Source organism: Shinella sp. HZN7 (assembly GCF_001652565.1).
Taxonomy (GTDB): Bacteria; Pseudomonadota; Alphaproteobacteria; order Rhizobiales; family Rhizobiaceae; genus Shinella; species Shinella granuli.
Genome location: NZ_CP015736.1, coordinates 4,094,387 through 4,107,749, shown reverse-complemented (window position 1 = coordinate 4,107,749; position 13,363 = coordinate 4,094,387). Strand labels below are relative to the sequence as shown.

The window sequence follows — 13,363 nt, the reverse complement described above, 5'->3', positions numbered from 1 at the left end:
GGCACCGCTTCGGCGTCGGAGAATGCGGTAAAACAAGACTCCAGAGCATGTCACGCAAAAGCGTGCGGCGGTTCTGCGATCACGACATGCTTGTGGTGCATGGATAAATCCGGGCCCGTGCGTCACGGGCCCGGCGGAGGCGGGTTACTTCTTCAGCTCGGCCTTTTCCGGATTGGCCGGGAAGGCCTTGTCGGTCTTCTCGCCGCGCAAGAGTTCCAGCGCGTATTGAAGCTGGAGGTCGTCCTTGGCTTCCGGCGGCACATAGGCCGAGGAGCCCGAGCCTTCCTGCGTCTCGCTCTGGCCCTGGATGTGGCCGCGCAGGTTCGATTCGCCGGCGGCTTCCAGCTTGCCCTGCAATTCGGGCGGCAGCGGCTGTTCGACGGTGATGTCGGGCGTGATGCCGGTGCCCTGGATCGACTTGCCGGACGGCGTGTAATAGAGCGCCGTCGTCAGGCGCAACGCGCCGGCATCGCCCATCGGGATGATGGTCTGGACGGAACCCTTGCCGAAGGAGCGCGTGCCGAGCACGGTGGCGCGGCGCAGGTCCTGCAGCGCACCGGCGACGATTTCCGACGCCGAGGCAGAACCGCCATTGACCATGACGATGACCGGCTTGCCGTCGGTGATGTCGCCCGGCGTCGCGTTGAAGCGGCGGGTCTCGTCCTCGTTGCGGCCGCGGGTCGAGACGACCTCGCCGCGCTCCAGGAAGGCGTCGGAGACGTTGATCGCCTGGTCGAGCAGGCCGCCCGGGTTGAGGCGCAGGTCGAGCACGTAGCCCTTCAGCTTGTCGGCCGGAACCTCTTCCTTGATCTTGGTGATCGCGGCTTCCAGGTCGTCATAGGTCTTTTCCGTGAAGGAGATGACGCGGAGATAGCCGACATCGTTCTCGACGCGGGATTTCACGGCCCGCACGGCGATGATGTCGCGCATGATGGTCAGCTCGATCGGCTTGTCGGCGCCCTTGCGGATCAGCGTCAGCTTGATCGGCGTGTTGACGGCGCCGCGCATCTTCTCGACCGCTTCCTCCAGCTTCAGGCCGCGCACGTCCTGGCCGTCGATCTTGGAGATGAAGTCGCCGGCAAGCACGCCCGCGCGCGCGGCCGGCGTGTCGTCGATCGGCGTGATGACCTTGACCAGCTCGTCTTCCATCGTGACTTCGATGCCGAGACCGCCGAATTCACCGCGCGTCTGGGTGCGCATGTCCTCGGCGTCCTTGGCATTCATGTAGGAGGAATGCGGATCGAGCGAGGTGAGCATGCCGTTGATGGCATTCTCGATGAGCTGGTCTTCCTTGGGCGGCGTCACGTATTGCGCGCGCACGCGCTCGAAGACGTCGCCGAAGATGGAAAGCTCGCGATAGGTCGACGAGCCGGCGGCTTCGGCCGGCAATGTGGCCGTGTTGATGACGCTCATCGCCGTGGCACCCATCAGTGCACCGACGAGAACAAGAGAAGCCCTACGTATCATTGCGTGCCTTTCCAGAATTTTTAGCGGACCACCACGGCCGGGAATCAACCGGTTTTCCGTTCTTTCGGAATTCAATGTAAAGTGTCGGCTTGTCCGTTTCCAGCGTCAAAGCGTTGACACTCGCCACCCTTTTTTCGCCCATCACGGCGAGCGGTTCTCCCGCCACGACGAACTGACCCTCCCGCACGCTCACCCGGTCCATGCCGGCAAGGACGAGATGGTAGCCCTCCCCGGCGTTCAGGATGATCATGCGCCCATAACTGCGGAACGTGCCGGCAAAGACGATCCACCCATCGGCGGGGGCCGTGACCAGCGCGCCCGGATTGGCCGCCAGCGTCAGCCCCTGCGAATCATGGCCGGTGCCGTCCGCCTCGCCGAATTGGCGCAGAACGTCGCCCGCCACGGGAAAGTCCAGTTTCGCCTGCAGTTCGGAGAATTCATATGCCGGAGCAATGCGGTTTTTGTCGGGCACGCTGTCGCGGGCAAGCGCCCTCGCCTTCTCCCGCTCGGCCTCGCTCTGGCCCCGCCGTTCCTCTTCTTTGGCGCGGGCGAGCGCGGCGGCGTCGCGCACGGAGCCGATGTCGCGCTCCAGGCTGCCGATCAGGCCTTCGAGGCTGGTGGCGCGGGCGGCGAGTTCCTCGGCGCGGCGACGTTCGGCGGCCAGCGTGCGGCTGTTGGTCTGCGCCAGCGCCTCGTTCTGGGCGACCAGCAGTTCGGAGCGCTTTTCCTCCTCGATGCGCCGCTGCATGGCATCGGTCAGTTCCGTGCGCTCGCGGTCGATGTCGCTCTTGATGTCCATCAGCGCCGTCAGGTCGTCGACGAGATCTTCCGTTTCCTTGCGGATGCCCGGAACGACCGCGCCGAGGAGAATGGCGCTCCTGACCGAGGAGAGGGCGTCCTCCGGATTGACGAGCAGGGCGGGCGGCGGGTTTCGCCCCATGCGCTGGAGCGCGGCGAGAACCTCAGCCAGGAGGCCGCGGCGCTCGTGCAGCGAGGCGCGAACGCCCGCTTCGCGCTCGCGCATGCCCTCCAGCCGCTTTTCGCCGGCAAGGATCTTTTCCTCCATGCTCTTGCGCATGGCGGCCGACTTGACGATTTCCTCGCGCAGGGTCTGGCGGGTCTTTTCCAGCTTGGCGATCTCGGCTTCGAGCTGTTTCGTCTTCTCTTCGGAGACCGTGATGGACTGGGAGAGCGCTTCGAGCTCACGGCGCGTGCTATCGCGGCGCAGCGTCAGGGCGGCCGCCGGATCGGGCTCGGCCTTCGGCAGCGATCCCGTCTTTTCCAGCGCGACGCCGGTCTCGTTCGGCTCGGCGGCGATGGGGTGGGGAAGAAGCGCCAGCATCAGGGCAGCACAAAGCCAAGCCGGCCGCAGCAGACGGCCGGCGCCTTCCCCCCGATTGGTTGTCTGGGCTTTCCTCATCGCTCCCCGAACGTCCGTTCTCCCCGCTCTATGCTGATTTGGCGCTTTCGCCAAGAACGTCACTTGGCCAACAAACCGCGCCGAAAATACGGCTGCGGCCCATCCTGCGCCTCCAGCCTTGCGCGGCGGTGACGCTTGCGTCAGCTACGGTGATAGGGGTGGCCGGAGAGAATGGTGACGGCGCGATAGAGCTGTTCGGCGATGAGGATGCGCACGAGCTGGTGCGGCCAGGTCATCTTGCCAAGGCAGAGCGTGGCGTCGGCGCGCTCGTAGAGGGCGGGATCGAGCCCGTCGGCACCGCCGATGGCGATCATCAGCTCGCGCTTGCCGGCATCGCGAAACCCGCCGATGAGATCGGCAAAGGCGGGGGAGTCGAGCGCCTTGCCGCGCTCGTCGAGCAGGATCAGCACGGCGCCGTCGGGCAGCGCCTTCTGCAGCAGGGCCGCTTCCTCGCGCTTGCGCGTCTCGGCATTGCCGGCGCGGCTTTCGCCGACCTCGGCAAGCTTGCCGAGCTCCAGGCCGATCGCGGGGCCGGCCTTGGCGAAGCGGTCCATGTAGCGGGCCGCAAGATCCTTCTCAGGGCCGGCCTTCAGCCGTCCAACCGCAAAAAGTCCAACCCGCATCGCCGCAGCCCTGTCCGTTCGGGTGACGCCTAAGCCGCGCCACCGTTTTTCCTCGCCGGACAGGCGCCCGGCGTCATTTCAATGGACGGTGCCGTCCTCGATCTCGGGAGCCGCCCACATCCGTTCGATGTTGTAGAACTCCCGGACTTCCGGCCGGAACACGTGAACGATGATATCGCCCGTGTCGATCAGCACCCAGTCGCCCGCCTCCAGGCCTTCGACGCGGGCATTGCCCAGGCCTTCGTCCTTGAGATCGGAGATGAGGTGGTCGGCAATCGCCATGACATGACGGTTCGAGCGTCCGGATACGACCACCATGTAGTCGCCCAGCGCCGATTTGCCGGCAATGTTGATGGTGACGATATCTTCTGCCTTCGAGTCCTCGAGGCTTGCGAGGACCAGTTGAAGGGCACGGTCGGCGGCATCGTCGCCCCTTCCCGCGCTCTTTGAGAAAACGCCGATGACGCTTCCCTTCGCGTGCACTGTTGTCAGGTTCGTTCCTTTCTGTGTAACAGGACAAGCACGTCTTGCACCGGCGTGTCGGGCCGGCACCTACCAAATGTAGGCATCAAAGGTTACCACTTTCAAGACGTCACTTCTGAGGGATGGTTTTCTCTAGGGCCGCCTGGCTGCGCAGCGCCGTGGAGCTGAGCGGCGAGCGGGGGCCGTGGATGAAGGTCCAGGCCGGCGCCCGGCGGCGGGCAAGCGACATCGCATCCTCCTCGTCGATGCGTGCATAGTCGAAGGTCTTGGCCATGCGTGAGGAGAGATAGGCGAGCGTCGAGCCCGGCCGGTCGATGACGGCAATGGGAAAGGTGCAGGCGATCTTCTGCCAGTTCTGCCAGCGGTGGAAGGTGCCGAGATTGTCGGCGCCCATGATCCAGACGAAATGGACGCCGCGGTTGAGCGCCTGCACACGCTGGAGGGTCTTCGCCGTATAGCTCTGGCCAAGCCGCTTCTCGAAGGCCGTCACCTTGACGCGCGGGCCGGGGGCGATGTCCTCGCTGAGGCGGATGCGCTCGGCGAGCGGGGCGAGGTTCCGGTGGTCCTTCAAGGGGTTGCCGGGGGTCACCATCCACCAGAGCTGGTCGAGGCCGAGGCGGCGCAGGGCGATTTCCGCGACCAGCGCATGGCCCTCATGCGGCGGGTTGAACGAGCCGCCGAACAGGCCGATCGCCATGCCCTTTTCCGCATGCGGCATTCTCAGGTAGCGCTCTGCAACCGCGTCCGACGTCACTTAGGGCCGCACCTGTCCGGTGCCGCGCACGCGGTATTTGAAGGAGGTGAGCTGCTCGACGCCGACGGGGCCGCGCGCATGCATCTTGCCCGTCGCGATGCCGATCTCGCCGCCCATGCCGAACTCGCCGCCATCGGCGAACTGGGTGGAGGCGTTGTGCAGCAGGATCGCCGAATCGATTTCCGTGAAGAAGCGCTCGACGACCGCGGGATCCTCGGCGATCACGGCTTCCGTATGGGCGGAGGACCAGCGGTTGATATGCTCGATCGCGCCGGAAATGCCGTCGACGAGCGTGACGGAGATGATGGCGTCGAGATATTCGGTCGACCAGTCCGTTTCCGTCGCGGCGACAAGGTTTTCGATCCGGGCGCGGATCTCGTCCGTCGCGCGCACCTCGCAGCCGGCGGCGCGCAGACCTTCAAGAAGCGGCGCGAGATGCGTGTCGGCCGCGGCGCGGTCGATCAGCAGCGTCTCTGCCGCGCCGCAGATGCCCGTGCGGCGCATCTTCGCGTTGACGACGATCGTCTTCGCCATGTCGAGATCGGCGGATTTGTCGACATAGATGTGGCAGAGGCCTTCGAGATGGGCGAAGACCGGCACGCGCGCCTCGCTCTGCACGCGGGCGACGAGGCTTTTTCCCCCGCGCGGCACGATGACGTCGATCGTGCCGCCGAGACCGGACAGCATGGCGCCGACGGCGGCACGGTCCGTGACGGGCACGTACTGGATGGCGTGTTCCGGCAGGCCGGCGGCCTTGAGGCCGGCGACGAGGCAGGAATGGATCGCCTGCGATGAATTCACGCTGTCCGAGCCGCCGCGCAGGATCACGGCATTGCCGGCCTTGAGGCACAGCGCCCCGGCATCCGCCGTCACGTTCGGCCGGCTTTCATAGATGACGCCGATGACGCCGAGCGGCGTGCGCACGCGCTCGATATGCAGGCCGTTCGGCCGGTCCCATTCGGCAATGACGTCGCCGACCGGGTCCTTCAGGCCGGCAATGTCGCGGAGCGCGCCCGCAATCCCCTCGATGCGCTCGGCCGTCAGCGTCAGCCGGTCGATGAAGGAAGCGGCGACGCCGCTTTCCCTGGCATTGGCAAGGTCGATGGCATTGGCGGCGAGGATGGCATCGCGGCCGGCAAGGATTTCCGCGGCCATCGCGTCAAGCGCGCGGTTCTTCGCCTCGGCGGTGGCGATGGCGAGCGGCCGCGCCGCGGCGCGGGCATTGCGGCCGATCTCGGCCATCAGGCTGTCGATATCGGTCCTGACCTGGTCAAGCATGGCTGACGTCCTTTTTCGCCTCGGCGGCGAGCGGCGCGGAAAGGCCGGTCACCACGAGGTCGTCCCTGTGCACCATGGCGGCGCGGCCGGCATAACCAAGGATAGCGGCGATCTCCGCCGATTTCTTGCCGATGATCATGCGGGCCTCGTCCGCGTCGTAGCCGGCAAGCCCGCGGGCGATCTCGCGCCCGTTCGTGCCGTAGATCGAGACCGTGTCGCCGCGCGAGAACGTGCCCCAGACGCCGCGCACGCCGGCCGGCAGCAGGCTCTTGCCCGAGGTCAGCGCCGTTTCCGCGCCGGCGTCGATCTCCAGCCGGCCGGCCGGCTGGAGCTGCCCGGCGATCCAGGTCTTGCGCGCCGTCACCGGCGAGCCCGAGGGCGCGAACCAGGAGGAGCGCGCGCCTTGCTCGACGGCGCGCAGCGGGTGGTCGACCTTGCCGGAGGCGATGATCATGGCGCAGCCCGCGCCCGTCGCGATCTTGCCGGCATCGATCTTGGTGCGCATGCCGCCGCGCGACAGTTCCGAGGCCGCGCCGCCAGCCATGGCCTCGATCTCGGGCGTGATCGCCGCGATGGTTTCGAGGAAACGCGCCTCCGGGTCGAGATGCGGCGGGGCCGTGTAGAGCCCGTCGATATCGGAGAGCAGGACGAGCAGGTCGGCGCCGGTCATGGTGGCGACGCGCGCGGCGAGCCGGTCGTTGTCGCCGTAGCGGATTTCCGTCGTCGCGACCGTGTCGTTCTCGTTGATGATGGGCACGGCGCCGAGTTTCAGGAGCTGGTTGATCGTCGCGCGGGCGTTGAGGTAGCGACGCCGTTCCTCCGTATCGCCCAGCGTCAGGAGAATCTGGCCGGCGACGATGCCGTCCATCGAGAGGCTTTCCGACCAGGCGCGGGCCAGCGCGATCTGGCCGACGGCGGCGGCGGCCTGGCTCTCCTCCAGCTTCAGGGCGCCCGAGGGCACTTTCAGCACGGAGCGGCCGAGCGCAATGGCGCCGGAGGAGACGACGAGCACCTCCGTGCCGCCGGCGCGCAGCGCCGCTATGTCCCTGCACATGGCGTCGAGCCAGGCCTTTTTCAGGCCGCTCGCGCGGTCGACGAGCAGGGCCGAGCCGATCTTGATCACAATCCGGCGGTGTTTTCCGAGCGGTTTGCGGTGCTTCGTCATCTCAGTCGTCGGATCCGGAGTTCTTCGCCTCAACGATGATGTCGCGCAGCGCCCGGAGCGTGCCCGTCATGCCGACATTGGCGACGGCGGAAATCTGGAACGGCGTCTGCCCGCTCGCCTTCGCCAGCGCCTTGGTCTTCTTCTTCAGCTCGTCCTCGTCGAGCAGGTCGATCTGCGAGAGCGCGACGATCTCCGGCTTGTCGGTGATGCCGCCGCCATAGGCTTCCAGCTCGTGCTTGACCGTCCTGTAGGCCTTGGCGACGTCCTCCTCCTGCGCGGAGACGAGGTGCAGCAGCACGCGCGTGCGTTCGACATGGCCGAGGAACCGGTCGCCGAGCCCGATGCCGTCATGCGCGCCCTCGATGAGGCCGGGAATGTCGGCGAGGATGAACTCGCCGCCGTCGATCGTCGCGACGCCGAGATTGGGGTGCAGCGTGGTGAAGGGATAGTTGGCGATCTTCGGCCGGGCCCGCGTGCAGGTGGCGAGGAAGGTCGATTTCCCCGCGTTGGGCAGGCCGACGAGGCCCGCATCTGCGATCAGCTTAAGGCGCAGCCAGATGGTCTTCTCGTCGCCTTCCAGGCCCGGATTGGCCCAGTTCGGCGCCTGATTGGTCGCCGACTTGAAATGCGCATTGCCGAAGCCGCCATTGCCGCCGGCGGCCAGCTTGAAGCGCTGGCCTTCCGTCACCAGGTCGACGATCAGCGTCTCGTTGTCTTCCTCGAAGATCTGCGTGCCGACCGGCACCTTCAGCGTCACGCTGGCGCCGTTCGCGCCGGTGCGGTTGCGGCCCATGCCGTGCGTGCCGGTCGCGGCCTTGAAATGCTGCTGGTAGCGGAAGTCGATCAGCGTGTTGAGGCCGTTGACGGCCTCCACCCAGACATCGCCGCCACGCCCGCCATCGCCGCCATCGGGGCCGCCGAATTCCACGAATTTTTCACGACGGAACGAGACAGCCCCTGCCCCGCCGTCACCGGACCGGATATAGACTTTTGCTTCGTCCAGGAACTTCATCGGCTCGCCGTTCGCTTTTCTCGTATTTTCATAGTGCCGTCTTCGATATAGCCGCTTCCGTGAGAGGTCAAAGACTATCGTGAAATTCGTCAGCTACAACGTCCAGTACGGCATCGGTCTCGACAACCGGTTCGATCTGCCGCGCATCGTCTCCAGCATTCACGGCGCCGATATCATCGCGCTGCAGGAAGTGACCCGCAATTTCAGCCGCAACGACCATGTCGACATGGTCGCCGAGTTGCAGACGCTGCTTGCCAATCACTATTCCGTCTTCGGCGCGGCCTGCGATCTCGATGCGGGCTCGGCGATCGAGCAGGGCCGCGTGGTCAACCGCCGCTTCCAGTTCGGCAACATGATCTTCTCGCGCTGGCCGATCCTGTCGACCCGCACCATCCTCCTGCCGCGCACGCGCACCCTCGACAAGCTGAACCTGCAGCGCGGCGCGACCGAGGCGGTGATCGCCACGCCCAGGGGGCCGCTCCGCGTCTATTCCGTGCATCTCGACCACGTGCACCGCGACGAGCGCATCGCGCAGATCCGCACCCTCAAGGATCGTGCGCGGCTCTACCCCGTCGAGGGCGGCGCGATTTCCGGCGCCCATGAATTCGGCCTCGCCGAGCCGCCGGTGCCGGAGGACTACGTGCTGATGGGCGATTTCAACATGGTGCCGGAATCGCCGGAATATTGCGAGATGGTCGGCGGCGTGGATGCGCTCTACGGCCGGCAGATCCGTGCCACCCATCCGGTCGACGCGCTGGCCGGTCTCGGCAAGCGCCATGCCGCCAGCTATAGCTGGGTCGATCCGAAGAACCATGCCGAGCGCCTCTTCCTCGATTACTGCTTCCTCAGCCATGGCCTCGTGGAACGGCTGACGGACGCCTGGGTCGACGAGACCGCCTTCGGTTCCGATCATCTGCCGGTCTGGTTCGAACTGTCGTGACCGTCATGGTCGGGGCGGATCTCTCCGCCCCGCTCTTTTTCAGTGCCGCGGCGCCGCCGGGCGGAAATCGCCCGGCTCCAGCCGCGTCTCGATATGCGGCACCATCGCGCCACGGGCGACGCAGAAGAGATCGCTGCATCCGGTGATGCGGAAGCCCGCCTTCTCCTGCACCCTGAGCGAAGCGACGTTGTCGGCGAAGATGCCGGACCGGATGTCCGTGCCGGGCATCCGCATCAGGAACCGCGCCGTCGCCGCATGCACGGCCTCGCTCATATAGCCCCGTCCCCAGTAGAAGCGGTTCAGCCAGTAGCCGAGCTCCCATCCGCCGCGGCGGCGCTCGAAGGAGACGCAGCCGATATGCACGTCGTCCCCCGCGGTGATGGCGAAGGCCCAGCCCTCGGCGAGATCGGTGGTGGCGACGGAAAGCCATTCGGCCGCATCCTGCCGGTCATAGGGCGCGGGCACCCGCGCCAGCATGCGCGAGACCTGGAAGTCGTTCAGCGACTGGGCGATCGCCTGCGCATCGGACATGCGGTGCGGGCGCAGGACGAGGCGCGCCGTCGCGACGGTCGGGCAGGGCCCGGGGCCGGCGACGGACGCGCGTTCCATCTGGGTCTGCATGGCGTTCATCGCATGCCTCCCCAGCTCTTCAGCGAGACCCAGGTCTTGCGGTCCAGCCGGTACCATTCGACGGGCACCATGCCGCCGACGGCAAGGCTCTGCACCATGCCGGTCGCCTGGAACTGGAAGCCGCACTTCTGGATGACCCGGCGCGAGGGGATGTTCATGACCCGGCAGCGCGCATCGATCTGCTCGATGTCGCGGGTGCGGAAGACCATGTCGATCAGCGCGTGGGCCGCCTCGGTGACATAACCCTGGTTCCAGTAGGGCTCGCCCAGCCAATAGCCGAGCTCGACCGTCCGCCCGTCCTCGTGCGGTTCGATCCCGCAGCATCCGAGGAAGGCACCGTTGTCGGCTTTCGTAATGGCATAGACGCACTTGCCAATCGCGCCGGCGCGTGTGCGTCGCACGAAATCGGCAGCATCCGCGACCGTATAGGGGTGCGGCATGCGGGCGACCATGTTGGCGATATTGGCGTTGTTGGCGAGATGGGCAAGGGCGTCGATGTCGTCTTCGTGCGGGGCTCTCATGACGAGCCTCTGCGACAGCAAGATCGGGCAATCGGTCCTCGACCGTTCAGGCCTCAGCCGTTCCTTGGGAGACCGTGATTGGTCGTCCCTTAACAATTCGGTCTGCATGGTTCAGTCCTCCAGAGCAAAAAGGGGAGATGAGTCTTGCCCCATCTCCCCTTTTTTCTTCAGGCCTGAACCTGTAGCGTCAGCCGGGTCGATGAGACGCCGGCTGTTTTAGAGCGCTACCGGCTTATTCCGCTGCTTCCGCTTTCGGGGCGACAGACACGTAGACGCGACCGTTGGCCTTCGTACGGAAATTCACATTGCCAGCCGTAAGGGCGAAGATCGTGTGATCCTTGCCGAGGCCGACATTGGCACCGGGATGCCACTGCGTGCCACGCTGACGGACGATAATGTTGCCTGCGACGACGGCTTCGCCGCCGAACTTCTTCACGCCAAGGCGCTTGGACTCGGAATCGCGACCGTTGCGCGAGGAGCCGCCAGCTTTTTTGTGTGCCATGGGAGTTCTCCTTTACCTGTCCAGATTATTCGGCTGCGGCTTCAGCGGCGGCTTCGGACTTCTTGGAAGCCTTCTTTGCCTTGCCGGCTGCGGCGATGTCGAGAATGCGGACAGTCGTGTTGTGCTGACGATGGCCGCGCGAGCGCTTCGAGTTCTGGCGGCGGCGCTTCTTGAAGGCGATGACCTTCTTGCCACGGCCATGCTCGACGACTTCGGCCGTCACGACGGCGCCTTCGACGAAGGGCGCGCCGATCGTGGCATCGGCGCCGACGCCGACCATCAGCACTTCGGTGAATTCGATCTTGGCGCCTGCGTCGCCCGACAGCTTTTCAATCGTCAGGACGTCGTTGGCGGCCACGCGGTACTGCTTACCGCCGGTCTTGATGACTGCGAACATATTTTATCCTTTCATGTTCGTGCCGGCTCTTTGCCTCTGAAGGCAAGGCCGTCTTTTTGTCAGTCGGTAATGGCGATGCATTGGCGCACCGCCGGCTCAAGCGGTTCGTTGCGAGACAGGCGCTTGCAATAGACAAGGCCGGGCGGCACAAAGAACCAGCGTTGCGGCACGGGTCAGACCTATGCCACTGCACCTTGCGCAATAGGTGAGGCCATGAAAACTGTCAAGGGGATTTCCGTCACCATGACAAATAGATGAACTTTCCGCGCCCCAGCCCCCTTGCAACCCCGCCCGACACCCGCTATGTACCGCCCGCGCTCAAAAGGCGCCGACCTGATGCGGAGAGGTGGCAGAGAGGTCGAATGCACCGCACTCGAAATGCGGCATACCTGCAAGGGTATCGTGGGTTCGAATCCCACCCTCTCCGCCATAAACTTCCTTCTTAGCATTACTGCGTGATTTGCCTGCTTTCCTGCGGCGGGCGCATGGACTTGGTGCGGTGCGTCATGGCATAGGGCGCGGGACACGACGAGGCCCGGTTTTTCATGATCCGCATCGAGAACATCAGCAAGTCCAACAGCCATCGCATCCTGTTCATCGAGGCGTCCGCCGCGTTGAACCGGGGAGAGAAGATCGGGCTTGTCGGGCCGAACGGGGCCGGCAAGACGACGCTCTTTCGCATGATCACCGGGCAGGAGGCGCCGGACGAGGGGCAGGTCTCGGTCGAGAAGGCGGTCTCGATCGGCTATTTCAGCCAGGATGTCGGCGAGATGGAAGGGCGCAGCGCCGTCACCGAGGTGATGGACGGGGCGGGGCCGGTGAGTTCGGTCGCCGCGGAGCTGCGCGCGCTCGAGGCGGCGATGGTCGATCCGGACCGGCTCGACGAGATGGACGCCATCATCGAGCGGTATGGCGAGGTGCAGGCGCGCTACGAGGAGCTCGACGGCTACGGATTGGAAAGCCGGGCGCGCGAGGTGCTGGCGGGCCTGAGCTTCAGCCAGGAGATGATGGACGGCGATGTCGGCAAGCTCTCCGGCGGCTGGAAGATGCGGGTGGCGCTGGCGCGCATCCTCCTGATGCGGCCGGACGTCATGCTGCTCGACGAGCCGAGCAACCATCTCGATCTCGAAAGCCTGATCTGGCTGGAGCAGTTCCTGAAGGGCTATGACGGCGCGCTTTTGATGACCTCGCACGACCGCGAGTTCATGAACCGCATCGTGACGAAGATCATCGAGATCGATGCCGGCTCGCTCACCACTTATTCGGGCGATTATGCCTTCTACGAGCAGCAGCGGGCGCAGAACGAGAAGCAGCAGCAGGCGCAGTTCGAGCGCCAGCAGGCGATGCTCGCCAAGGAGATCAAGTTCATCGAGCGCTTCAAGGCGCGTGCCTCCCATGCCGCGCAGGTGCAGAGCCGGGTCAAGAAGCTCGACAAGATCGAGCGCGTCGAGCCGCCGCGCCGTCGCCAGACGGTCCTGTTCGAGTTCAAGCCGGCGCCGCGCTCGGGCGAGGACGTCGTCAGCCTCAGGAATGTCGACAAGGCCTATGGCAGCCGGTCCATCTACCGGGATTTCAGCTTCCTCATCCGCCGGAAGGAGCGCTGGTGCGTGATGGGCATCAACGGGGCCGGAAAGTCGACGCTGCTGAAGCTCGTCGCCGGGGCGGCGCGCCCGGATACGGGCAGCGTGACGATCGGGGCGAGCGTCAAGGTCGGCTATTTTGCACAGCATGCTATGGATCTGCTCGACGGGGACCTGACCGTGTTCCAGTGGCTGGAGGCGGAGTTTCCGCGCGCGGGGCAGGGGCCGCTGCGCACGCTCGCCGGCTGCTTCGGCTTTTCGGGCGACGACGTGGAGAAGAAGTGCCGGGTTCTGTCCGGCGGCGAGAAGGCGCGGCTGGTGATGGCGGCGATGCTGTTCGATCCGCCGAACTTCCTGATCCTCGACGAGCCGACGAACCATCTCGACCTCGATACCAAGGAAATGCTGATCAAGGCGCTCTCGGAATACGAGGGCACCATGCTCTTCGTGTCGCACGACCGCCATTTCCTCGGCGCGCTGTCGAACCGCGTGCTGGAGCTCAACGGTGACGACGTGCATCAATATCCGGGCGGCTATACCGACTATGTCGCCCAGACCGGCCACGAGGCGCCCGGCCTTCCGAACTGAGCC

General features: G+C 65.6%; 14 protein-coding genes and 1 tRNA gene. 3 read left to right on the top strand and 12 right to left on the bottom strand.

What is annotated here, in order from left to right:
• Positions 1–144: 144 nt before the first annotated feature.
• The 8 genes from shn_RS19745 to obgE form a co-directional block, all read right to left on the bottom strand.
• Complete coding sequence (locus shn_RS19745) at positions 145–1,467, bottom strand: S41 family peptidase (RefSeq protein ID WP_064331939.1); 1,323 nt, start codon at positions 1,465–1,467, stop codon at positions 145–147.
• Complete coding sequence (locus tag shn_RS19740; RefSeq protein ID WP_245337328.1) at positions 1,457–2,809, bottom strand: murein hydrolase activator EnvC; 1,353 nt, start codon at positions 2,807–2,809, stop codon at positions 1,457–1,459. The genes shn_RS19745 and shn_RS19740 overlap by 11 nt, the downstream gene beginning before the upstream one ends.
• A 218-nt stretch (positions 2,810–3,027) precedes the next feature.
• Positions 3,028–3,510 carry a 23S rRNA (pseudouridine(1915)-N(3))-methyltransferase RlmH gene (gene rlmH / locus shn_RS19735; RefSeq protein WP_064331937.1) on the bottom strand — a complete coding sequence of 161 codons (483 nt, stop codon included), beginning with the start codon at positions 3,508–3,510 and terminating at the stop codon, positions 3,028–3,030.
• A gap of 78 nt (positions 3,511–3,588) precedes the next feature.
• Complete coding sequence (rsfS, locus tag shn_RS19730) at positions 3,589–4,062, bottom strand: ribosome silencing factor (RefSeq protein ID WP_064331936.1); 474 nt, start codon at positions 4,060–4,062, stop codon at positions 3,589–3,591.
• A 40-nt stretch (positions 4,063–4,102) separates the two neighbouring features.
• On the bottom strand, positions 4,103–4,711 hold the full coding sequence (locus shn_RS19725) for a nicotinate-nucleotide adenylyltransferase (RefSeq protein ID WP_064331935.1): 609 nt from the start codon (positions 4,709–4,711) through the stop codon (positions 4,103–4,105).
• 36 nt (positions 4,712–4,747) lie between these two features.
• The gene (locus shn_RS19720; protein ID WP_064331934.1) at positions 4,748–6,025 is read right to left on the bottom strand and encodes a glutamate-5-semialdehyde dehydrogenase; all 1,278 of its coding nucleotides are present in this window, start codon (positions 6,023–6,025) and stop codon (positions 4,748–4,750) included.
• Positions 6,018–7,190, bottom strand: a complete 1,173-nt coding sequence (proB, locus tag shn_RS19715; RefSeq protein ID WP_064331933.1) for a glutamate 5-kinase — start codon at positions 7,188–7,190, stop codon at positions 6,018–6,020. The genes shn_RS19720 and proB overlap by 8 nt, the downstream gene beginning before the upstream one ends.
• Position 7,191: 1 nt before the next feature.
• Entirely contained in the window at positions 7,192–8,202 is a 1,011-nt protein-coding gene (gene obgE, locus shn_RS19710) for a GTPase ObgE (protein ID WP_064331932.1), read from the bottom strand.
• Between the two features lie 79 nt (positions 8,203–8,281).
• Between obgE and shn_RS19705 the strand changes: the two genes are divergently transcribed.
• On the top strand, positions 8,282–9,142 hold the full coding sequence (locus shn_RS19705; RefSeq protein ID WP_064331931.1) for an endonuclease/exonuclease/phosphatase family protein: 861 nt from the start codon (positions 8,282–8,284) through the stop codon (positions 9,140–9,142).
• Between the two features lie 39 nt (positions 9,143–9,181).
• On the opposite strand, the gene shn_RS19700 is transcribed toward shn_RS19705, so the two are convergent.
• The 4 genes from shn_RS19700 to rplU form a co-directional block, all read right to left on the bottom strand.
• Complete coding sequence (locus shn_RS19700) at positions 9,182–9,772, bottom strand: GNAT family N-acetyltransferase (RefSeq protein WP_064331930.1); 591 nt, start codon at positions 9,770–9,772, stop codon at positions 9,182–9,184.
• Positions 9,769–10,401: a GNAT family N-acetyltransferase gene (locus shn_RS19695; RefSeq protein ID WP_064331929.1), complete on the bottom strand. Its 633-nt coding sequence runs from the start codon at positions 10,399–10,401 to the stop codon at positions 9,769–9,771. The genes shn_RS19700 and shn_RS19695 overlap by 4 nt, the downstream gene beginning before the upstream one ends.
• Before the next feature lie 124 nt (positions 10,402–10,525).
• Positions 10,526–10,795, bottom strand: a complete 270-nt coding sequence (rpmA, locus tag shn_RS19690) for a 50S ribosomal protein L27 (RefSeq protein WP_064331928.1) — start codon at positions 10,793–10,795, stop codon at positions 10,526–10,528.
• Positions 10,796–10,820: 25 nt separating this feature from the next.
• Complete coding sequence (rplU, locus tag shn_RS19685) at positions 10,821–11,192, bottom strand: 50S ribosomal protein L21 (protein WP_064331927.1); 372 nt, start codon at positions 11,190–11,192, stop codon at positions 10,821–10,823.
• A 340-nt stretch (positions 11,193–11,532) separates the two neighbouring features.
• Here rplU and shn_RS19680 point away from each other — a divergent pair.
• Positions 11,533–11,622 (top strand) — tRNA-Ser (locus shn_RS19680).
• Between the two features lie 115 nt (positions 11,623–11,737).
• Positions 11,738–13,360 (top strand): ABC-F family ATP-binding cassette domain-containing protein, encoded by a 1,623-nt coding sequence (locus shn_RS19675; protein WP_064331926.1) that lies wholly within the window; start codon positions 11,738–11,740, stop codon positions 13,358–13,360.
• The last annotated feature ends 3 nt before the right edge of the window (positions 13,361–13,363 follow it).

Excerpts from the sequence above, each read along its gene's own strand:
- obgE (WP_064331932.1), bottom strand. The coding sequence starts at position 8,202 with ATGAAGTTCCTGGACGAAGCAAAAGTCTATATCCGGTCCGGTGACGGC.
- shn_RS19720 (WP_064331934.1), bottom strand. The coding sequence starts at position 6,025 with ATGCTTGACCAGGTCAGGACCGATATCGACAGCCTGATGGCCGAGATC.
- shn_RS19700 (WP_064331930.1), bottom strand. The coding sequence starts at position 9,772 with ATGAACGCCATGCAGACCCAGATGGAACGCGCGTCCGTCGCCGGCCCC.
- rlmH (WP_064331937.1), bottom strand. The coding sequence starts at position 3,510 with ATGCGGGTTGGACTTTTTGCGGTTGGACGGCTGAAGGCCGGCCCTGAG.
- shn_RS19675 (WP_064331926.1), top strand. The coding sequence starts at position 11,738 with ATGATCCGCATCGAGAACATCAGCAAGTCCAACAGCCATCGCATCCTG.
- shn_RS19740 (WP_245337328.1), bottom strand. The coding sequence starts at position 2,809 with ATGCTGGCGCTTCTTCCCCACCCCATCGCCGCCGAGCCGAACGAGACC.
- rplU (WP_064331927.1), bottom strand. The coding sequence starts at position 11,192 with ATGTTCGCAGTCATCAAGACCGGCGGTAAGCAGTACCGCGTGGCCGCC.
- proB (WP_064331933.1), bottom strand. The coding sequence starts at position 7,190 with ATGACGAAGCACCGCAAACCGCTCGGAAAACACCGCCGGATTGTGATC.
- shn_RS19745 (WP_064331939.1), bottom strand. The coding sequence starts at position 1,467 with ATGATACGTAGGGCTTCTCTTGTTCTCGTCGGTGCACTGATGGGTGCC.
- shn_RS19725 (WP_064331935.1), bottom strand. The coding sequence starts at position 4,711 with ATGCCGCATGCGGAAAAGGGCATGGCGATCGGCCTGTTCGGCGGCTCG.
- shn_RS19695 (WP_064331929.1), bottom strand. The coding sequence starts at position 10,401 with ATGCAGACCGAATTGTTAAGGGACGACCAATCACGGTCTCCCAAGGAA.
- rpmA (WP_064331928.1), bottom strand. The coding sequence starts at position 10,795 with ATGGCACACAAAAAAGCTGGCGGCTCCTCGCGCAACGGTCGCGATTCC.